Raw genomic sequence first — 19,875 nt, 5'->3', positions numbered from 1 at the left:
AGACCTCAGTGGACAACCGCGAACCCGCCGGTCCAGCTGATCTTCTCGGAGGCGAACGTTGCAGCGAAGTTCGTGTTGGCTGATGCTGTCGCTCTGGGAGCCGGCAACGGTGTCGGCCGCCGCTCACGTCGCCGTCGAGGGAGTCGACGAAGCGTCGGCGCTCCTCCTGACCGGTGCGGACGGTTCGTCCGCCGCCATCGGAGGGCACTCGCCTACTCGAGGAGGCGTCCTCGGCGTTCCGTGAGGGGCGGCTGCAGAGTCGGATGGTCCCCGTCGATCAGAGCGTCCAGGTCATGCGGATCCTCGACCGCGCCCGTCGGAGTGCGGGACTGGTGCCGTCGGCCCGATAGGGGTCAGTGAGCACGCACCGGCGGTGTGTGCTCGGTATGACGGGTCGCTGTCGCGATTGCCGCCCTCGATCTGGTGGCCGGCGGTGGCGACACCCCAGAGGAAGTCGACGCGGAGCTCGACACGACGACGCTGGACTCTCCGGACGACGACCCCGAAACGGCGCGGCGCGCGTCGGAGAACATCGTCGACTCACAGTGTCCCGGTACCTCTCGGCCTGGCGGCGTGCTTGGATGCACTCATGACCTCCTCCTCCCAGCTGCCCCCCGGGTCGCACCCGCACGAACCGCACCGCGGAGACCTCGCCGGGCGCCTGAACTGGCTCCGTGCGGGAGTCCTCGGTGCGAACGACGGGATCGTCTCCGTCGCGTCGCTCGTCGTCGGTGTCGCAGGGGCGACGACGGACAACGCCCCGCTCCTCGCGGCCGGTGTGGCCGGTCTCGTCGGCGGTGCGATCTCCATGGCCCTCGGAGAGTACGTCTCGGTGAGCAGCCAACGAGACAGTCAGCGTGCGCTGATCGCGAAGGAGCGTCGCGAGCTCACCGATGACCCGACAGCCGAGCTGGCCGAACTCGCCGGCATCTACGAGGCGAAGGGACTGCGACCTGCCACCGCGCGCCAGGTCGCCGAGGAATTGACGGCGCATGATCCGCTCACCGCACACCTCGAGGCCGAGCTCGGGATCACCGAGGATGATGTCGTCAGCCCGTGGGCAGCAGCCGGTGCCTCGGCCCTCGCGTTCACCCTCGGAGCGATCCTGCCGCTACTCGCCATCCTGCTTCCGCCGCAGGAGGTCCGCGTCCCGATCACCTTCGCCGTCGTCCTCATCGCCCTCGCGCTCACCGGCTTCACCGGTGCCAGGATCGGCGGCAACCCCGCCGCGAGACCCACGATCAGGGTCGTGCTCGGTGGTGCCCTCGCCCTCGTCGCGACCTTCGTGATCGGCACGCTGCTCGGAACGAGCGGCGTCGTCTGATGGCGCGGGTCCTGGTCGTGGAGGACGACCCGACGATGGGTGAACTCGTCCGCCGTGGGCTCACGGAGGAGGGCTATGCCGTGACCCTCGTCGACAACGGCGTCGACGCGCTCATCGCCTTCGCGAACGAGCAGCTCGATGTCGCCGTGGTGGACGTGATGCTGCCGCAGATGAGCGGCTTCGAGGTCTGTCGTCGCATCCGTGAGTCTGGCAGCCTGCTGCCGGTGATCGTCATCACCGCTCGGGATGCTGTGGAGGACCGCATCTTCGGGCTCGACGCCGGCGCAGACGACTACGTGACGAAACCGTTCCATTTCGGCGAACTCAGTGCAAGGATCCGCGCGCAGATCCGCCGCCAGACCGCGAGCCCGCAGCCGATCGTCCAGGTCGGCGATCTGCGCCTGGACGCGCTCGCCGTCCGCGCGACGGTGCGGGGCGCGCCGTTCGCCCTGAGTGTGAAGGAGTTCACACTGCTCCGCGATCTCGCCGCTCACGTCGGCACGGTCCGCTCGCGGAACGAGATCCTCGAGGAGGTCTGGGGTTCCGCGGAGAACTTCGAGACGACGATCGTCGACCAGTACGTCAGCTATCTGCGGCGCAAGCTGGAGAGCGCGCAGGTCGGCCTCGGCATCACGACCGTCCGAGGATCGGGGTATCGCCTTGATCCGCTCGATGACCGCGCGGGAGTCAGCGCGTGACCTGGCTCCGCAGACTGTCCATCCGCGCTCGGATCACCCTCGGGAGTGTGTTGGTCGCGGTCGTCCTGGTGACGGCTGCGTCCTTGGCGATGCATCAGCGGCTCGAGCAGATCGTGCATGACTCGGAGGTCACGCTCGCGCAGGGGGACCTCAGCTCGTTCGCGGCGGACATCCGCGCCAACCCGACCGAACCGCCGGACCAGCCGGCGGCAGGGATCCTCGTGTCCGTGCAAGCGCCCGACGGCTCGATTCCGGTCGACACGATGCCCCACGACATTCGAGAGGTCGTCCTGGCGACCGACGGCGAGGATCGTGGCTCGCGCACCGGCGAGCGACTCGACCCACAGGGGACCTCGACCGTGGTGACGGACGAGCGGGTTCGCTTCACCGTGGTCGGCGAGACGGTCTCGACCGCCGAGGGCGAGTGGCAGCTCTGGGCTGCGCGCAGCGGCGCGGGCAGTGACCTCACGGTCGAAGCGCTCGATCGCGCGCTCCTCATCGGCGCGGTGGTGCTCGTGCTCGCGTTCGGTGCCACCGCCTGGTTGCTCGCGACGGCGGCGCTGCGCCCCGTGAACCTCATGCGGCGCACTGCCGAATCACTGGGCACGTCATCGCACTCGGGTGACGAACAGCGCGAGGATGGGGGTCTGCTGCCCGTCGGTCCGGCCGAGGACGAGCTCGCGGATCTCGCGCGCACCCTCAACGACTTCATCGTCAGGACGAGGTCGGCGGCCGAGCGCGAACGGGAGATGGTCTCGGCCGCGAGTCATGAACTCCGGACGCCCATCGCAGTGATGACGACCCAGCTCGAACTGGCGCACCGGTCGTTCGGCGACGCCGACGCTCTCGAACGCGTCGTCCGCGAGGCGGAAGGATCACTGCACCGGCTCGCACGACTCGCCTCCAACCTGCTCGAACTGTCTCGGCTTGATGCGAACCCGACGGACGACCGGACGACGACGGCGCGCGCGCTCGAATCCGAGCTCATGGAGGCCGTCGACCGCGGACGGCTCCTCGCCGGAGCTGGCGGGCCGGCGATCGAGTTCTCGGTCGCGCTGCAGGACGACGCGACGAGCTTCGGGGTCTCCTCGACGTCGTTCTCCCGGGTGCTCGACAACCTGTTGGCGAACGCCCTCGCGGCGACACCCCAGACGGGTACCGTCCGGCTCGAGCTGCGACAGCTCGACGATGAACTCGTCCTCACGGTCACGGACACCGGGCGAGGTCTCCCGGAGGAGTTCATCCCTCGTGCGTTCGAGCGGTTCAGCCGCCCGGGCGAGGCCCGGGATGTCGCGAGCGGTGGGAGCGGCCTGGGGCTGGCCCTCGTCGACGCCATCATCCGCGGGGCTGGGGGCGAGGCCCGCATCGCGAACGGTGACAGCGGAGGTGCTGCGGTGACCGTGACGCTTCCGACACACGGGAACGCCCCCGACACGGCCTCCTCGCGCGCGAACATGTGAGACCTCGAACACGAAACCGGTCGATCTCCCGGGTCCCGTCGAGTTGCAGTCGGCACGCTGGAGCGAGATGACCGGCACCCGCCGGTCGATCCGACCGAGAGGATGCCGACGTGACCACGCAGCGCATCGACCGCCAGGTTTCCCAGGCGAGGCCGTCAGTGGGCCCCGACCGCCGCCGCGCGCTCCGTCGCCGACTCCGGCGCGCCGATCTGCTCGCGGTGCTCTGCTGGACCTCCGGCGCAGCGGCGGTCTCCCTGCTGCTCGCGAGCGGCGGCGTCCGCGACCTCAGCAGCCCCGGGGCCGTCGTCACCGCGCTGGGCATCGTCGCCGGGCTCGTCGGAACGGACCTGATCCTCGTCATGCTCGTCCTGGCCGCGCGTGTCCCGGTCATCGATCGCACGGTCGGGCAGGATGCGGCCATGGCCCTGCATCGCCGGCTCGGGAAACCGGCCTTGTACCTGATCCTCGGTCACGGCGTCCTCCTCCTCGTCGGGTACGCGCTGACCGACGGCTCCTCGCTGATCGCCGAGGCCGTCTCACTCATGAGCGGAGGCGACCTCCTGCTGGCACTGCTCGGTACGGCGCTGCTCGTCACCGTCGTCGTCACCTCGGTGGTCGCGGTGCGTCGCCGCTTCCCCTACGAGGCCTGGCATGCCATCCACCTTCTGAGCTACGTGGCGGTCCTTGTCGCGGTTCCCCACCAGCTCTCAACCGGGCAGGTCCTCGCCGAGGGCGGGGTCGAACGTTTCTACTGGATCGCACTGTACGTCGTGGCGTTCGGTTCGATCATCTGGTTCCGCTTCCTCGTTCCGGTCTTCAGGACACTGCGCCACCGCATCCGCGTCGAAGCTGTCGAGGCGGTCGCTCCGGGTGTGTACTCGATCCACCTCCGCGGTCGTGACCTGCGTCGGCTCGGTGCCCACGGCGGACAGTACGCCATCTGGCGCTTCTGGAGCGCTGGGACGTGGTGGCACGCCCACCCCATCTCCTTCTCGGCGGTGCCGTCGGACGAGTTCGCGCGCATCACCGTCCGCGAACTCGGGGCCGGCACCGGTCGACTCGCCCGACTGGCACCGGGGACCGCCGTCTCCATCGAGGGCCCGTACGGCATCTTCACCTCCTTCGCCAGGACCGCCCCGAAGCTCGCGATCATCACCGCGGGGATCGGGGTCACACCGGCCAGGGCCCTCCTGGAGCACTCCGAGGTCGTTCCTGGCGAAGCCACGGTGCTCCTGCGCGGGACCGACCACTCGCAGGCGTACCTGTGGGATGAGATGGAGGAACTCGCCCATCGGAGCCGCAGCTCCCTGTACACGATGCTCGGTCGACGCCCCTCAGGAATCGCGACGTGGATGTCGGCGGAGTCGATCAGTCGCGGGGTCACCATCGAATCGGTCTTCCCCGACCTCCTCCGCTCCGACCTGTACGTCTGCGGTCCCGCGGCATGGACGGATCTCGTCGTCCGCGACGCGCGGGCAGCAGGCCTTCCCGATCAGCAGATCCACACAGAGAGGTTCGACTGGTGAGAACACGAGCGACCATCGCAAGCATCCTCGCGTCGGGTGCCGTCCTCCTCGGCGGGTGGCAACTCGGCACGGCGGGGATGCCCACCACGACGACCTCCACCACGGCGGGCACCGGTGCGTCATCCGGTATCGGCGCATCCACGGGCACGACATCCGGGACCGGCACGGATGCCTCGCCGTCGCAGACCGCCACGCCCACGCCCTCCGCCGCAGCACCGAACAGCGCGACGGACGGCACCTACACCGGGTCCGTGGAGAGCACCCGTTTCGGTGACGTCCAGGTGCAGATCACGGTGAGTGGCGGTGCGATCACCGACGTCGTCGCGCTCCACCTCACCGACCACGATGGGCGTTCGGTCTCCATCTCCAACCGCGCAGCGCCGATCCTTCGGGAGGAGGTCATCGCGGCGCAGTCGTCGCAGGTGCAGACCGTGAGCGGTGCGACGTACACGACCGACGGCTATCTCTCCTCGGTCCAGTCAGCGATCGACCAGGCGGGGCTCTGATGATCCGCACCTTCGAGACGATGGGAACGGTCGCGAGTCTGCGGACCCCCGCGTCGGCCGCAGCGACGCTCGCCAAGACCATGCCTGCCGTTCGACAGGTGTTCGCCGAGCTGGACGAACGATTCAGCCTGTACCGTCCGCAGAGCGAGGCGTCGCGGATCGCAGCGGGGACGCTCGCGCTGACGGTGTCGAGCGAATCGATGCGCGACATGTACGCCACGGCTCTCGAGTGGCGGGATGCCACCCGAGGATCGTTCACGCCGCACCGACCGGACGGCGTCGTCGACCTGTCCGGCGTCGTCAAGGCCGCCGCCATCGCAGCGGCCGGCGAGGTCCTCGACGCCGCCGGCCTCGAGCAGTGGTTGCTGAACGTGGGGGGCGACATCCTGGTACGCGGCGATGACGACGGAGTTCCATGGCGTGCGGGCATCGTTGACGCATTCGATCGCACCGTCCTGCTGACCTCGGTCGAGCTGTCAGGGCTGCGGCGTGCGCTCGCGACCTCTGGTACGGGCGAGCGCGGCGAACACATCTGGCGGCGCGAGGTGCCCGGTGCCGACGAGCTCGTCCAGGTGACGGTCGCGGCCGCCGACATCGTCACCGCCGACGTCCTCGCCACGGCGATCCTCGCGGGCGGTCCGACCGCACTCGACGAGCTGACCGACCGCTTCGCGATCGACGCCCTCGCCTGCACGAGAGGCGGGGGCTCCTCTCGACCCCGTCCTTCGCCACCACCGCACGCTGAACCCGCAGGCCGACTGAGCTGGTCAGGACAGTTGCACGTTCGCCTGCAACCAGGAGAACGGATCGATCGGATCCGTGCCGTTCCGCAGCAGCTCCAGGTGCAGATGCGGCCCGGTGCTCTGGCCGGTGTTGCCGACGTTCCCGACAGCTTGGCCGACCCCGACCCGTTCGCCTTCCTGGAGCTTCAGGGAACCGAACCGCATGTGCGCGTAGACACTCGTGTAGCGCTCGCCGTCGACGACGTGGTCGATCATCGCGTACACACCGAGACCTGAGTCCGACGAACCGGTTTCACGGACGATGCCGTCGGCGATCGCTTGGATCTGGGTGCCCTCGCCCGGGGTGAGGTCCAGACCCTTGTGGAACGTCGAGCACCCGCCGCACGGTGCGGCGCGGGGCCCGAAGTCGTCGCTGAGCGGCACGCCCGTGACGAAAGGCCACTGGACCGGCGAAGCCGCGTTGTTGATGAACGTGGTCGCCGTTCGCGCGGGCGGCACCGCGCTCCGGCGCCGTTCGACCTCCTCCGCGGACGTCGCCGAATAGCCATCTCGCTTCATGACTTCTCCTGCACCGTCCGCGACGCGCAGGCTTTGGCTCTCACGCGCCGTCGCGGTGTCCTGCGAGACGGCGTGCGGGTCGGGGAACAGGACAGCCGCCGGGAGAGAGGTCGCCACGACGAGGGCTCCGACGAACGCCGCCGCGAGAGCCGCACGGGAGCGCTTGCCGCGCAGACGGCGAGTCGACGACTCGTCCGGCCGACTGCCGTGGTGCGAGCCGATCACCGTGCGAGGGCCGCGTTGAGCGCGTTGCGGATGTCGGCCTCGGAGCGCAACTCGATCTGTTCGTCGTTCACGAAGATCGTCGGGGTCGCGCTGACGCCCAGCTGCCGCCCGGCTTCGAAGTCGGAGGAGACGCGTTCCCGGGTCGCAGGGTCCGTCACCGCGGCATCGTAGGCGGCCATGTCGAGCCCGAGCTCCTCGGCGAAGCTGCGGAACAGGGAAGCCTTGGAGTCCTGCTGTTCGCCCCATTCGGCCTGTGTTTCGAACATGCGGCTGTACATCGCCTCGAACTGTCCCTGCTGGGCAGCCGCTTCAACGGCGACGGCGGCGTTCATCGAGTTGAGGTGGGAGGGGATGGGGAAGTATCGGACCACGAACGTGACGCGATCTCCGTACTCGGCGCGCAGCTGTTCGATCACCGGGTACACGGCGCCGCACACCTCGCATTCGAAGTCGAGGAACTCGACGAGCGTGACGGTACTGCCCTCCGGTTCGGTCAGGCGGTGGCTGGTGTCGGCGACCGCGGACGGTGTGTCGGCACCGTCGGCGGCCGGCTGTTCGGAGGACGGCGCGACGGCGGTGGAGATCGCGATCGAAGCGACGAGGACGACGACGGCGATGAGGGACCCGATGGTCCACTTGGTACTGGTCTGCATGAGTGTGTTCCTTCGCTGAGGAGCGGCGGTGTTCGTGGGCAGGGTGCTGCACGGTTCCGTCGTCACCGAGCGAGCGGTCAGTGACGACGGGTGCGCGCGTGAGGGCGCCCGCGGAGTCGACGCATCGACGCGGGCGCGGAGCTGCCGCGATCAGGTCCGGCTGATCGAGAGTTCCGTCAGCGAGACCGGGGAACCGTCACGTCGGCCCAGCTCTCCGACGGCGACCGTCGAGACGGGCGTGGTCCGCGGGGTCACGTGGGGGAGCGGGCGATCGCCTGCGCCGTGCATCGCGGCCGGGACGGCGACGACGCAGCCGGATGCCTCATCGGTGTGCTGCCCGTGTCCGTCGAACGCGCAACCGCTCAGCGGTACGTCGGCAGCGATGGGCGCAATGGAGGTCGTGCCCTGCTGGACGGCGGTGCCCGTGGCGGAGGATGGAGCGGTATGCCCGGTGACCAGACCCAGCGCGATCGTCGTGACGAGGACGACGAACGCCAGGAGGTGGCGAAGGCCGGGAGACGACGAAGCCCGATCCGGCATCGAGGTCGAGGGCATACGGCAATCGTACGGTCCCGGGACCCGTTCCCAGCTGGGAGGATCCCCGACGGTGCCGTTCGCGGCTGAGGAAGCGTCGACGGATACCGTCCAATGAACGGTTTTTCGTCACACGGCTTGCGGTCCCGCCGCCGACGATGCATACTCGATTCCCGAACGACTACTCGGTTTTCGGCGCAGCTGCCCGAGCCGACTCAACGATGAGAGGGCCAGGGAATGACGACAGCGAGCGGTTCCGCTGCAGGGATGCCATCGGGCATGACGACTTCGACAGCCACGGCGGGACGGGGTTCCGCGTTCGAGGAGCCGACGCAACCGGCGAAGCGCAGCTACATCGTCTGGCTGCTCCTCGCCCAGTTGGTCTTCTTCATCGCCCTGCTCGGGCCCGCGATCGTCGGCATCGGCATCAAGATCCAGTCCTTCGTCGACGCCGGTGTCATCGACCAGAACGGCGCGACCGGCGCTGCCGCCGTCCTCGGCGGTTTCGGCGCCCTCTTCGCCACCATCGCGAACGTCGTGTTCGGTCGACTGTCCGACCGCACGACGAGTCGCTGGGGTCGCAGGCGGATCTGGATCGTGTCCGGCACGGTCATCATGACCGTCGCCTTCGCGATCATGGCACTCGCTCCGACGCTCCTCGTCGCGACGATCGGCTGGTCGCTCGCGCAGCTCGGGGCCAACATGGCACTCGCGCCGTTCATCGCGACGATCGCCGATCAGGTACCCCGGTTCCAGCGCGGCAAGATCACCGCTGCACTCGGCATCTCCCAGAACGTCGGCATCCTCGGCGGAACGTATGTCGCGCAAGCATTCCAGGATCAGCTCGTCATCATGTTCGTCGGCCCGGCGATCCTCGCCATCGCCGCAATGGTCATCTTCGCCGTCGTGCTTCCCGACCGCCGCCTCCCGCTCGCGCCACCGCGAGCCACACTGCGCGACTGGGCCGAGACCTTCTGGGTCAGCCCTCGCAAGCACCCCGACTACGCCCTCGCCTGGTGGTCGCGCTTCCTCATCACCTTCGCGAGCTTCGGCTTCACGACGTTCCGTTTCTTCTACCTGCTCAACCACGTCGGTGCGCCTGAAGCGGACATCCCCGCGATCATCTCGACCAGCGTCCTGATCTACACGGTGACGCTCATCGGTGCGAGCTACTTCGCCGGCTGGCTGTCGGACAAGATCGGTCGCCGCAAGGTGTTCGTATGGAGCTCCACCGCGCTCTTCGCCGTCGGAACCTTCGCGCTCATCTTCGTGCAGGACATCGGATCGTTCTATGTGCTGGAGGCCATCCTCGGCATCGCGTACGGCATCTACGTCGGCGTCGACCTCGCCCTCGTGGTGGACGTCCTGCCCGACCAGGAGAACGCCGGCAAGGACCTCGGTGTGTTCAACATCGCCAACGCACTTCCGCAGACGTTCGCGCCGCTCATCGGTGGCATCCTCGTCTACGTGAGCGATCCGACCGGCAACAATTACGGACTGTGGTTCTCGGTCTGCGCGGTCGCCGCCATCCTCGGAGCGGTGGCGATCTTCCCCATCAAGAGCGTCAGATAGGGGAGGACGGCCGACCTCCCAGCGCCTCGCGGGACCATCGGCCGTCCTCGCCTTCCTCCAATGCAGTCCCAATCAACGAAATCGAAGGTGAATCGACCATGTCCCTCCCCGTAGCGTCCGTCCAGCTCTACACGCTGGCGAAAGAATTCACGGCCGACCCGAACGGGTCGCTCGACAAGCTCGCAGCCATCGGCCTGAAGAACGTCGAGGCGTTCGACTTCGTGCGCCGTCCCGCCGAGATCCGCGCCGCACTCGACGCGAGCGGCCTGGCCTCGCCCACCGGGCACGCGCCGCTGCTGTCCGATGAGCTGTGGACTCCGGACGGGTCCATTCCGACCCCGTCGCCCGAGGTCGTGTTCGCCGCCGCAGCCGAGATCGGCATCACGACCGTCATCGATCCGTTCGTCTCCGCCGACCGCTGGTTGACCGAGGAAGGCGTCGCAGACATCGCCGACCGCCTCAACCGCGCCGCGGAGGTCGCGGCGACCTTCGGTCTGCAGGTCGGCTACCACAACCACGCGCAGGAGTTCCTGGCGTCCTTCGACGGCCAGACCGCGTACGAGCGTTTCGTCGCGAGCACCGACGAGCGCGTCGCGATCGAGCTCGACCTGTTCTGGGCGCTGACCGGCGGACAGGACGCCACTGAGCTCGTCACGAAGCTCGGCTCGCGCCTCATCGCCGTGCACGTCAAGGACGGCATCGCCCCGGCGAGCAACCCGTTCGCACCCGACGCGCCCGCCTTCGGCTCCGAGACCCTCGACCAGCGTCACCCCGGCGACGGCCAGGTGCCGCTCGCCGCGGCGCTCAAGGCCGGCGAAGGCGCGATCAAGTACGCCGTCATCGAGTACGACAACGCCCCGGGCGACGTGTTCGAGGACATCCAGGCCAGCTACGACTTCCTCGTCAAGGGCGGGTTCGTCGCATGACCGGCCCCGTCGGTATCGGCGTCATCGGCGTCGGCGTCATCAGCGACACCTACCTGGAGAACCTCGCGTCGTTCCCGGACGTGGAGGTGCTCATCGTCGGTGATCTCCTGCTCGACCGGGCGAAGAGCCAGGCCGAGAAGCACGGCGTGCCCGCGTGGGGCTCCGCTGAGGACGTCCTCGCCCACCCCGACGTGCAGGTCGTCGTCAACCTGACGATCCCCGCCGCCCACATCGAGGTCTCCGCCGCCGCGATCGCCGCCGGGAAGCACGTCTGGACCGAGAAGCCACTGGGCCTCGACCGCGACGGTGCCGCGCAGCTCCTGCGCGACGCCGCTGCGAAGGGGCTCCGCGTCGGCTCGGCACCCGACACCGTGCTCGGCCCAGGCTTCCAGACCGCCAAGCGAGCCGTGGCCGAGGGCGTCATCGGGGAGCCGATGTTCGCGTCCACCACGTTCCAGACCATCGGTCCGGACGTGTGGCACCCGAGCCCGGCCTTCCTCTTCGCGGAGGGCGCTGGACCGCTGCTCGACATGGGCCCGTACTACTTCACCGGTCTCGTGAGCCTCTTCGGCTCGGTCGACCGCGTGGCAGCGCTCGGTCGGAAGAAGTTCGAGGAGCGAGTCATCGCGACCGGTCCGAACGCGGGGACGACCTTCCCGGTCGAGGTGCCCACGTCGCTCCAGGTGCTGACCTCGTTCGCGGCGGGCCAGCAGGCGTCGAGCCTGCTGAGCTTCGACTCGGCCCTCGAGCGCCACGGTGTGTTCGAGATCCACGGCACCGAGGGTTCGTTGATCATCCCCGACCCGAACCAGTTCGAGGGTCGCAACGCCTACGTGAAGGCCCGCACCTCGATTACCGATGGCGCCTGGGGCGAGCAGGAGTGGATCGAGATCGAGCAGCAGGGCGTGGTCGTCGGCCGCGGACTCGGCTTGCTCGACATGGTCCGTGCCATCGCTGAGGATCGGCCGCACGTCGCCACCGGCGAGCTGGGCTTCCACGTGCTGGACGTCCTGCTCTCCGCGCAGGAGTCCGTGGCGAGCGGTGAGTTCGTCCCCGTGTCGAGCTCCATCTCTGCACCGGTGCCGGCGGTTCCGGTCGACTTCGACCCGTTCGCGCAGACGCTCTAGCCTCCGAGGAACTCGGACCGGCCCTCGTCGGTCCGTCCCCACTGACGCGTCGTGTGCGTCCATCGACGATGGGCGCACACGACGCGTCAGTCATTCCTGGCCGTCCCGTGGATGTCCCGGCACTGTCAAGGAGCTCTCGGCGACAGACCTACACTGGTGCAGTGTCAAAACGCCGCAGACTGTTCACCCTGGAGCTCGGCGGTCGGACGTCGACGCTGTCCGAATCGAAGCGCCATCCCGCGCGCTATCAACTGGACGTGGATGGCGTCCCCCAATCGGTCGTGTCCATGGGGGATCCCACTCGGCTGAAGTACGCCTACATCCGACACATCGCTCGAGCCATCGATGCGGTGGCGCCCGCCGGTGACCAGCTGTTCACCGTCCATCTGGGTGCCGGCGCACTGACGCTGCCCCGGTACGTCGAGGCCACGAGGCCCGGTTCGTCCCAGCTCGTGGTCGAGTTCGAGCCCGCCCTCTATGCTGCGGTCGTGACCGCGCTGCCCTTGGCGGCCGGCACGGAGCTGCGCGCGATCTTCGGCGATGCGCGCGAGGTCGCCGATGCTCCACTGCCGTCTGCAGACAGCACGGCTGCGCGACCGCCGCGCTCATCTGACCCAGGGGAGCGCACGGCGCTCATCCGTACGTCTCCGGATACGCAGTGGACGAACGCGCGCTTCACCGTGGTCGACCTCTGGGACGCCGCGCTCATCCACCGACGCGTCGCGAGTCACGAGTTCTACCTGCGAGTGGCTGCGCGGTCGGCGGACGACGGCGTCATCGCGGTCAACCTCCTCGACGGGCATCCGTTCGAGTACTCACGCCGGCAGGCGGCGACGCTCGGCGCCGTGTTCGAGCACGTCGCCGTCGTCCTCGACGCGGAGCCCGAGGACGACGAGGGACCGCTCGGGAACGTCCTCGTCTTCGCCAGTCACCGCCCGCTGGACATCGCCGCGCATCCGGAACTCCTCGGTGAGCCGATTCCGCACCTCCTGCACGGTGAGGAGCTCACCGCGTGGATCGGTGGCGCGGCGATCATGACCGATGCCGACGGCACCGACTCACCAGACCCGGACGACCCGCGCTGGGAGTGAGCCGTGCGCTGAGTCGCCCGAACCTGTGCGAAAAACGGTGCCGTTCGAACACTCTCGGGCGACTCAGCGGGGCAGGCGTGAGACGCTTGCGGGATGGATCTCGAGGTGTCGTCTGCGCTCACGATCCCGGCGACCGAACTCCGATGGAAGTTCTCGCGCTCCTCGGGACCGGGAGGCCAGCACGTCAACACCTCGGACAGCCGCGTGCAGTTGACCTGGAGCATCGTCGAATCGCCGGCCGTCGACGAGGAGCAACGGACACTGCTCCTCGAACGCCTCGCTCGTCGGCTGGTGTCCGGTTCCATCACGGTGACCGTCGCTCAGGAGCGGTCGCAGCTCAGGAACCGGGAGATCGCGCTCGACCAGCTGGCGTCGCTGCTCCGGGAGGCCTTCACGCCGGCCGGGCCCCCTCGGCGACCGACTCGCCCGACGCGTGGGTCGGCCAGGCGGCACGCCGCCGCGAAACAGCAGCGCTCCGCGACGAAGCAGCAGCGCAGGCGTCCGACCGCGGACTGAGTCCGTGCCCGACCGCCCTGATCTGCGCGCACGTCTGCGGTGCTCCGCACCCGCTTGTGCGGCTGACAGGGTTCAGTCGTCCTGCAGGTTCCCGCGCAGCCCTCCGCCGGCATAGGAGCGGCGCAGCAGTCCTCGGCGGCGCAGGATGGGGACGAGCTCGTCGAGGTTCCGATGGATCGTCGCGGGATGCAGATCTCCCGAGAAGATGAACCCGTCGTTGTCGGCCTCCTCGCCGGCACGCTCGATGTAGTCGGCGACCTCCTCTGCGGTGCCGACGACCCCCGTGCCGTCGGTGATGCGTCCCAGTCGGGCCTTCGGCGCGAGGAGCTCGCGGAGCGTCGCCGCACCGAAGTCGGGCACACCTCCCAGGAGGGCGTTCAGGCTGCCGCGAGACACGTGGTCTCCGAAGATCCCCGGGTCGACCGGGCGGTCGAGGTCGAGGCTCGTGAGATCGGTCTCCAGGTCGCTCGACCAACCGAGGGCGACGGTCCGCAGGATGGCGTCGTCGGGTTCCCCTGAGGCGTGCACGAGCCGATCTGCTTCGTGGCTGCTGGGGACGATCACCGGCTTGAAGACGAAGAGGATCTTCGGGGGCACCGTCCGTCCGACGGCTTCGGCGGCGGACAGCACTCTCGTGCGATAGGCCTGCAGGCTGTCGAGGTCGAGCGGTGCGAGCGCGAGCTGGACGGCCGAGTGGCGGCCGGTGAACGCGAGACCGCGCGGGGAGGATCCGGGGGAGATCACGATCGGTTCGCCGCCGAGGTCGTCCTCGAACGGGAGCGCGTTCAGTGGCCCGTCGAAGCTGTAGTGCTCGCCGCGATGTTCGATCGCGTCCAAGTGGGAGCCGTCGGCGAAGACCCCGGTCGAGCGGTCGCCGACGTAGGCTCCCGGCCGCCAGGTGCGCCACAGGTCCTCCACGCCGCCGAGCCATTCCTCTGCGCGGTCGTAGGCCACGTCGTGCGCGACGTCCGGCACGCCGAAATGCCGACTGGCTCCGACGTCCGTGACGACGTTGAGCCCGAGGCGACCCGAGCTCAGATGCTGCAGACTCGCGAACTGTCTCGCAGCCTGGTACGGCGGGAACTGCAGCGGGTTGACCGTCGGGACGATCCCGATGTGCTCGGTGGCCGCGAACAGGAACGGGGTGAGGCTCAGCGGGTCGTGCTTCGGACCCCCATAGGCGCCGCGTACTCGAAGGTCGAGGGTCTGCGGGTTGCCGAGCGAGAGGGCGTCCTCGATGATGACGAGGTCGAGTCCCGCCTGTTCGAGCTCACGGATCGCCTGCTGGTAGAGCTTCGGCTCCTGCCACCGGTAGTCCCAGTCGAGGTACGGATGGCCCCACCCGTGCGGGCCGAATCCGCGCGAGAGGAACCATCCGAAGTGCTGTCGCTTCGTCACGCCGCGACCTCCTCGAGGCTGAGGGGTGTCGGCTCGGCACCCGCGACGTGCGCGTTCGGCTGTTCGCGTTCCAGCCGGGCGAAGGCTTGCCCCAGGTCGTCGATCAGGTCGTCGACGTCCTCGATGCCAACCGAGACCCGGATCAGGCCGTCGGTGATCCCGGCCGCAGCGAGTTGTTCCGGTGTGCGCTGGACGTGCGTCGTCGAGGTCGGGTGGATGATGAGCGATCGGACATCGCCGAGGTTGGTCATGCGTGTGAACAGGTCGACGGCGTCGATCACGGTGCGTGCAGCAGCGCGGCCCCCGCGAAGCGTGAACGAGAACACCGCACCCTGGCCGTGCGGGAGGTAGGTCTCCGCAAGGCGGTGGTAGGCGTTGCCCGGCAGCCCGGAGTAGTCGACCGAGCTGACCTCCGGGCGTCCCTCCAGCCAGGTCGCGAGGGCCAGGGCGTTGTCGCTCTGCCGCTGCACGCGGAGGGACAGCGTCTCGATGCCCTGGTCGAGCAGGAAGGCGTTGAACGGCGACGGGGTCGGGCCGAGACGCATGGCGACACTGTTCCTGGCGAATCCGCCGAACCTCGTGCGTCCAGGCGCCGACTCCAGCAGATGCGGGTATCGGTCGGTGTTGGCGTCCCAATCGAACACACCACCGTCGACGATGACACCACCGAGGACGGTGCCGTGGCCGGACAGGAACTTGCTCGCGGAGTGCACGACGATGTCCGCACCGTGCTCGATGGGGCGGAGCAGATACGGGGTGGCGAAGGTGTTGTCGACGACGAGCGGGATGCCGTGGGCGTGCGCGACGTCGGCGACGAGCCGCAGGTCCGTCAGGTCGTTGCGGGGGTTCGGGATCGACTCGACGAACACCGCCCGGGTGTTCGGGCGGAACGACGCCGCCCACGACGCTGCGTCGAGCGGTTCGACGACCTCGGTCGTCTCGATGCCCAGCCGGGCGAAGTTCTCGGTGAAGAGTCCGCGCGATCCCTCATAGATGCTCGGCGAGATGACGAGGTGATCGCCTGTGCCGAGCAGCGACAGGAGCGCGACGCTCACTGCGGCCTGGCCCGACCCGAGCAGGATCGCGTCCGTTCCACCCTCGAGGGCCGCGATCCGCCGTTCGACCGCGTCGACCGTCGGGTTGCCCACGCGGCTGTAGCTGTAGCCGTCGGCTTCCGGCCCGAAGCGGTGCTCCGCCTCGTCGAAGTCGGCGAAGGTGAAGCCTGCACTGGCGTAGATGGGGAGGGCGCGAGCGTTCGGCCAGCCACCGGCGCCGGCACCGTCGTGCAACTGCCTCGTCGTGAAGCCGCGACGGCGTCCGCTGCGCTGCGTCTCGCTCATCGTGTCGTCCCTCTCCTCCTGGTCCAGGGCCCCGGTCCAGAGGTGGCTCCGGGGTACCGGTACTGTACGTGTCCGGTCCCGGCGCCGTGCTCCCCGGCGACACGCTGCGCAACAATCGGTGCGCACCGCCGAGCACCGAGTCGCCCTGAACGGCACGAAATGGAGCGAATATCGTGCATTCCAGGGCGACTCAGAGGGCTCGCCGGAGGCTAGTGGGCCGAGTAGCCACCGTCGACCAGGTGGTAGCTGCCGGAGATGAAGCTGGCGTCGTCGCTCAACAGGAAGAGGGTGAGAGCCGCGACCTCCGTGTCGGTGCCGAGACGGCCGGTGGCGTGCTCCGCTTCGAGTCCGGCGAGCGCCTCGGGGGAGAGGCTGGACCGCACGAGTGGCGTGTCGATGAAGCCGGGGCCGACGGCGTTCGTGCGCACGCCCTGGGCCGTGTACTCGAGGGCGGCGACCTTGGTGAGGCCGACCAGTGCGTGCTTGCTGGCCACGTAGGCGGCGTTCTGCGCGATGCCGACCGAGCCGAGGACCGAGGCCATGTTGACGACGGCGCCACCGCCGGCGGCGACGATCGCGGGCAGCTGGAACTTCAGTCCGTAGAAGACCCCGTCCAAGTCGACCGCCCGCACCCGGTCCCAGGCTGCGACGTCGTAGTCACCGATGGTCTGCGCCGGTGCACCGATGCCGGCGTTGTTGACGGCGAGGTGCAGCGCCCCGTAGGTCGTCTGTGCGAACTCGACTGCGGCCTGCGAGTCCTCCCACTTCGCGGTGTTCTGCGCGAACGCGACCGCCGATCCGCCGGCTGAGACGATCTCGGCTGCGACCGACTGGGCTGCGTCGAGGTTGATGTCGGTGACGACGACCGAAGCGCCTGCGGCCCCGAGCGATCGGGAGATCTCCGCACCGATCCCGCTTCCGCCGCCGGTGACGAGCGCTACCCTGTTGTCGAACTTGCCCATGTGGACCATCTCTCTTCCGCCGGCGGAGTGAACCGACCGACCTCGTTGTTCATGCGTACGTATACATGAACATCGCCTGGCTATGGATCTATTCCGATTCCATCCGTTGGCTCGATCCGCGACGCATCATCCGATCGGCCGACGAGCTCCGCTGCGAGCGTGCTCGGAATCACCGCGGCAAAGTCACGCCTGTCACGCGCGCAGGTCTAGGCTCCGAGAGGGGACGACGCCCGCAGACACGGGCGATCCGACTCCCAACCGCAACCGGATTCGCGAGAAAGCCTCATCACGTGACTCAAGACCTCATGGCCCCAGACAGCATCGTCAAGCGCATCATGCGCACCGGAACCGTCTGGTTCGGTGTCGCCGTCGGCAGCTCCGCCGTCACCCTGGGCCTCCTCCTTGCATCGGGTTGGCGACCCGCCGTCCTCGCAGAGGGACTGCGCGTGCTGTGGTGGTGCTGCGCCACCATCGTCGTCCTGAGCATCGGACTGCTGGGCTGGTCAGGTTGTCCCGTGCTCGAGATCGACGTGCCGACCGCGGCCCGGAACAAGTCGCTCACGATGCAGCTGGGGACGATGCTCTTCATCCTCGGCAGCGCGGGTGCCGTGTTCGCCGTGTTGCTCGGCTCCCCGAGCTAGCCGGCGACGCCTGTCCTGCGATCGGTCCGCCGGCCGGCGCACCTGTTATCGTTCGGAGATGCGCTGGGCACGGGGGTACTTCGCCGCGCAAGCCGCGGCGGGTGCCGCGTGGTGGATCGGCGTCGCGCTCTCGCCCGTCATCCGGGTGGCGACGCTCGGCGGCCTCGACGCACCGCTGGTCGCGGCGTTCGACCTCCCGCTCTTCGTCGGCGCTTCAGCCATGGCGGCGTTCGGCTCGCGGGCTGCTGCGATCGTCACGACCGCCTGGACGAGCCTCGTCGCTCTCGCGATGGGGCTCTACGCCACCGTGACGGTGGAGGCCGGTTGGGGCGCGCTGATCATGATCGCCGCGGCGGGCGCGTCCATCGTCGCGCTGCTCGTCGTCCTCACCGGCGGTCTGCCCCGGCACTGGCTGCTGATCGGTCCGTTCCGCTTCCGACCGACGCCCCCAGGGCGTGCACTGAAGGCCGTGCTTCGTCGGACGGCTCTGCAGATCGTGGTGTTCTGGCTGGTGTTCCTCGCTGTACTCCCACTGGTGATCTCCGCTGTGGAACGGCGGTGGCAGCTGGCGGTCGACGTGCCCGCCTGGACATGGCCGGTCGGCCTGGTGTTGTTCATCGTCGCCGCGGCACTCGGTCTCTGGTCGAGCGTCACGATGTCGCTCCTCGGAGGCGGCACACCGCTGCCGTCGTCGATGCCGAACGAGCTCGTCGTCGCCGGGCCCTATCGTTTCGTCCGGAATCCGATGGCGGTTGCGGGAATCGCGCAGGGGGTGGCGGTCGGCGTGATGCTGTCGTCGTGGTTGGTGGTCGCTTACGCGATCATCGGTTCGTTCGTCTGGAACGCGGCGATCCGGCCACTCGAGGAGTCCGACCTCGCCGCCAGGTTCGGCGAGTCGTTCGAGCGGTACCGCCGAACGGTCCGGTGCTGGTGGCCCCGTCTCCCGCGGGAGACCTCGACGACGCCGTAGGGTCGGAGCATGCCTGCACGCTCAGCCCAGCGACCGCTCCGCCGACTCGGTTTCCTCACGATGGGTTTGTTCGATCCCGCCGACCCCGCCGCCGGGCACGAGACGACACTGCAGCTCATCGAACTCGGCGAACGATTGGGGTTCGACAGTGCGTGGCTGCGCCATCGTCACCTCCAGTTCGGGATCTCGTCTCCGGTCGCCGTCCTCGCCGCAGCGTCACAGCGCACCCGTCGCATCGCGCTCGGCACGGCGGTGACCCCGCTCGGTGCCGAGAACCCGTTCCGTCTGGCAGAGGACCTCGGCACCGTGGACGTGCTCGCAGGCGGCCGGCTGCTGCCCGGGCTCAGTACGGGTGAGCCCATGCGGTTCGACGCGTTCAAGGATGCGATCTACCCCGGAACCCTGGAGCACGAGGACCTGGGCTACGACCGGTTGCTGCGGCTGCGCTCGTTCATCAGCGGCGCACAGGTCAGCGACCAGCCAGGACGTGTCGGGCAGGAGGACTACTCGTCGCGCGTGGAACCGCACGCCGTGGGGCTCGCGGACCGCCTCTGGTACGGCGCAGCGAGCCTCCGTTCGGCGAGTTGGGCAGGGGAGCACGGTTTCAACCTGCTGACGAGCAGCGTGATCGCGTCCGAGGACGGCACGACTGACTTCGCGGCGAACCAGGCTGCGCAGATCCGACTGTTCCGCGACCGTCACCCTGCAGGAGAGCGCGCCAGAGTCTCCCAGGGCCTCGTCGTTATCCCGACCGATTCGACGACTGCGACGCAACGCGCGCGGTACCGCGAGTACGTCGAATCACGGCGGCACCGGATCGGCGTCGCCCACGGCCCCCGGGGGCTGCTGTTCGCCGAGGATCTCGTCGGATCGAGCGCCGAGATCGCCGATCGCCTTCAGAACCATGCCGGTTTCCGGGAGGTGGACGAGGTCGCGTTCGCGCTCCCGTTCACGCTCGAACCGGAGGACTACACCCAGCTGCTCACGGACATCGCGGGCAGCCTCGCACCCCTGCTCGGCTGGAGTCCGTCGTCCGCACCGGAGGGCCGGCCGGCGTGAGGTGGCGCTGACGCAACAGCCGAGGATGGCCGGTTCCAGACGGCGC

General features: G+C 68.8%; 20 protein-coding genes and 1 pseudogene. 15 read left to right on the top strand and 6 right to left on the bottom strand.

Features of this window, described 5'->3' with window-relative positions:
* Positions 1-82: 82 nt before the first annotated feature.
* The 7 genes and pseudogenes from KXS11_RS05760 to KXS11_RS05730 form a co-directional block, all read left to right on the top strand.
* Positions 83-244 (top strand): hypothetical protein, encoded by a 162-nt coding sequence (locus KXS11_RS05760; protein ID WP_437384595.1) that lies wholly within the window; start codon positions 83-85, stop codon positions 242-244.
* Between the two features lie 345 nt (positions 245-589).
* The gene (locus tag KXS11_RS05755) at positions 590-1,324 is read left to right on the top strand and encodes a VIT1/CCC1 transporter family protein (protein WP_437384594.1); all 735 of its coding nucleotides are present in this window, start codon (positions 590-592) and stop codon (positions 1,322-1,324) included.
* Entirely contained in the window at positions 1,324-2,022 is a 699-nt protein-coding gene (locus KXS11_RS05750) for a response regulator transcription factor (protein ID WP_437384593.1), read from the top strand. Before KXS11_RS05755 ends, KXS11_RS05750 begins: the two co-directional genes overlap by 1 nt.
* Positions 2,019-3,482: a sensor histidine kinase gene (locus KXS11_RS05745; protein ID WP_437384592.1), complete on the top strand. Its 1,464-nt coding sequence runs from the start codon at positions 2,019-2,021 to the stop codon at positions 3,480-3,482. Before KXS11_RS05750 ends, KXS11_RS05745 begins: the two co-directional genes overlap by 4 nt.
* Positions 3,483-3,592: 110 nt before the next feature.
* Positions 3,593-5,008, top strand: coding sequence for a ferredoxin reductase family protein (locus KXS11_RS05740; protein ID WP_437384591.1), 1,416 nt, complete (start codon positions 3,593-3,595; stop codon positions 5,006-5,008).
* Positions 5,005-5,514 (top strand): FMN-binding protein, encoded by a 510-nt coding sequence (locus tag KXS11_RS05735; RefSeq protein ID WP_437384590.1) that lies wholly within the window; start codon positions 5,005-5,007, stop codon positions 5,512-5,514. The genes KXS11_RS05740 and KXS11_RS05735 overlap by 4 nt, the downstream gene beginning before the upstream one ends.
* Positions 5,514-6,125, top strand: a pseudogene (locus KXS11_RS05730) (FAD:protein FMN transferase); the annotation flags it as partial. The gene KXS11_RS05735 and the pseudogene KXS11_RS05730, both read left to right, overlap by 1 nt.
* A 156-nt stretch (positions 6,126-6,281) precedes the next feature.
* On the opposite strand, the gene KXS11_RS05725 reads toward KXS11_RS05730, so the two are convergent.
* From KXS11_RS05725 to KXS11_RS05715, 3 genes are all read right to left on the bottom strand, one after another.
* The gene (locus tag KXS11_RS05725; RefSeq protein WP_437384866.1) at positions 6,282-6,815 is read right to left on the bottom strand and encodes a M23 family metallopeptidase; all 534 of its coding nucleotides are present in this window, start codon (positions 6,813-6,815) and stop codon (positions 6,282-6,284) included.
* Positions 6,816-7,036: 221 nt separating this feature from the next.
* The gene (locus tag KXS11_RS05720) at positions 7,037-7,693 is read right to left on the bottom strand and encodes a DsbA family protein (RefSeq protein WP_437384589.1); all 657 of its coding nucleotides are present in this window, start codon (positions 7,691-7,693) and stop codon (positions 7,037-7,039) included.
* A 150-nt stretch (positions 7,694-7,843) separates the two neighbouring features.
* Positions 7,844-8,248, bottom strand: a complete 405-nt coding sequence (locus KXS11_RS05715) for a hypothetical protein (RefSeq protein WP_437384588.1) — start codon at positions 8,246-8,248, stop codon at positions 7,844-7,846.
* A gap of 258 nt (positions 8,249-8,506) precedes the next feature.
* On the opposite strand from KXS11_RS05715, the gene KXS11_RS05710 reads away from it, so the two are divergent.
* The 5 genes from KXS11_RS05710 to arfB all read left to right on the top strand — a co-directional run bounded on the left by KXS11_RS05710 (position 8,507) and on the right by arfB (position 13,459).
* Positions 8,507-9,799, top strand: coding sequence for an MFS transporter (locus KXS11_RS05710; RefSeq protein ID WP_437384587.1), 1,293 nt, complete (start codon positions 8,507-8,509; stop codon positions 9,797-9,799).
* A 98-nt stretch (positions 9,800-9,897) separates the two neighbouring features.
* Positions 9,898-10,725, top strand: coding sequence for a sugar phosphate isomerase/epimerase family protein (locus KXS11_RS05705; protein ID WP_437384586.1), 828 nt, complete (start codon positions 9,898-9,900; stop codon positions 10,723-10,725).
* Positions 10,722-11,852: a Gfo/Idh/MocA family protein gene (locus KXS11_RS05700; RefSeq protein WP_437384585.1), complete on the top strand. Its 1,131-nt coding sequence runs from the start codon at positions 10,722-10,724 to the stop codon at positions 11,850-11,852. Before KXS11_RS05705 ends, KXS11_RS05700 begins: the two co-directional genes overlap by 4 nt.
* A 161-nt stretch (positions 11,853-12,013) precedes the next feature.
* Positions 12,014-12,943, top strand: coding sequence for a spermidine synthase (locus KXS11_RS05695; RefSeq protein ID WP_437384584.1), 930 nt, complete (start codon positions 12,014-12,016; stop codon positions 12,941-12,943).
* Between the two features lie 93 nt (positions 12,944-13,036).
* Positions 13,037-13,459, top strand: a complete 423-nt coding sequence (gene arfB / locus KXS11_RS05690) for an alternative ribosome rescue aminoacyl-tRNA hydrolase ArfB (RefSeq protein ID WP_437384583.1) — start codon at positions 13,037-13,039, stop codon at positions 13,457-13,459.
* A gap of 72 nt (positions 13,460-13,531) precedes the next feature.
* Here the strand turns inward: arfB and KXS11_RS05685 are convergent, their stop codons facing one another.
* The 3 genes from KXS11_RS05685 to KXS11_RS05675 form a co-directional block, all read right to left on the bottom strand.
* Positions 13,532-14,857, bottom strand: a complete 1,326-nt coding sequence (locus KXS11_RS05685; protein ID WP_437384582.1) for an LLM class flavin-dependent oxidoreductase — start codon at positions 14,855-14,857, stop codon at positions 13,532-13,534.
* On the bottom strand, positions 14,854-16,197 hold the full coding sequence (locus tag KXS11_RS05680) for an O-acetylhomoserine aminocarboxypropyltransferase/cysteine synthase family protein (protein WP_437384581.1): 1,344 nt from the start codon (positions 16,195-16,197) through the stop codon (positions 14,854-14,856). Before KXS11_RS05680 ends, KXS11_RS05685 begins: the two co-directional genes overlap by 4 nt.
* 209 nt (positions 16,198-16,406) lie before the next feature.
* Positions 16,407-17,159, bottom strand: a complete 753-nt coding sequence (locus KXS11_RS05675) for an SDR family NAD(P)-dependent oxidoreductase (RefSeq protein WP_437384580.1) — start codon at positions 17,157-17,159, stop codon at positions 16,407-16,409.
* A 290-nt stretch (positions 17,160-17,449) separates the two neighbouring features.
* On the opposite strand from KXS11_RS05675, the gene KXS11_RS05670 reads away from it, so the two are divergent.
* The 3 genes from KXS11_RS05670 to KXS11_RS05660 are packed head-to-tail and all read left to right on the top strand — an operon-like array spanning position 17,450 to position 19,829.
* A complete protein-coding gene (locus tag KXS11_RS05670; protein WP_437384579.1) occupies positions 17,450-17,800 on the top strand; it encodes a hypothetical protein in 351 nt (116 codons plus the stop codon).
* Between the two features lie 58 nt (positions 17,801-17,858).
* The gene (locus KXS11_RS05665) at positions 17,859-18,770 is read left to right on the top strand and encodes a methyltransferase family protein (RefSeq protein ID WP_437384578.1); all 912 of its coding nucleotides are present in this window, start codon (positions 17,859-17,861) and stop codon (positions 18,768-18,770) included.
* A 9-nt stretch (positions 18,771-18,779) separates the two neighbouring features.
* A complete protein-coding gene (locus tag KXS11_RS05660; RefSeq protein WP_437384577.1) occupies positions 18,780-19,829 on the top strand; it encodes an LLM class flavin-dependent oxidoreductase in 1,050 nt (349 codons plus the stop codon).
* Positions 19,830-19,875 lie beyond the last annotated feature (46 nt).

The organism is Plantibacter flavus, assembly GCF_051487245.1.
Lineage (GTDB): Bacteria > Actinomycetota > Actinomycetes > Actinomycetales > Microbacteriaceae > Plantibacter > Plantibacter flavus_B.
This window is presented reverse-complemented; position numbering and strand designations above follow the sequence as displayed.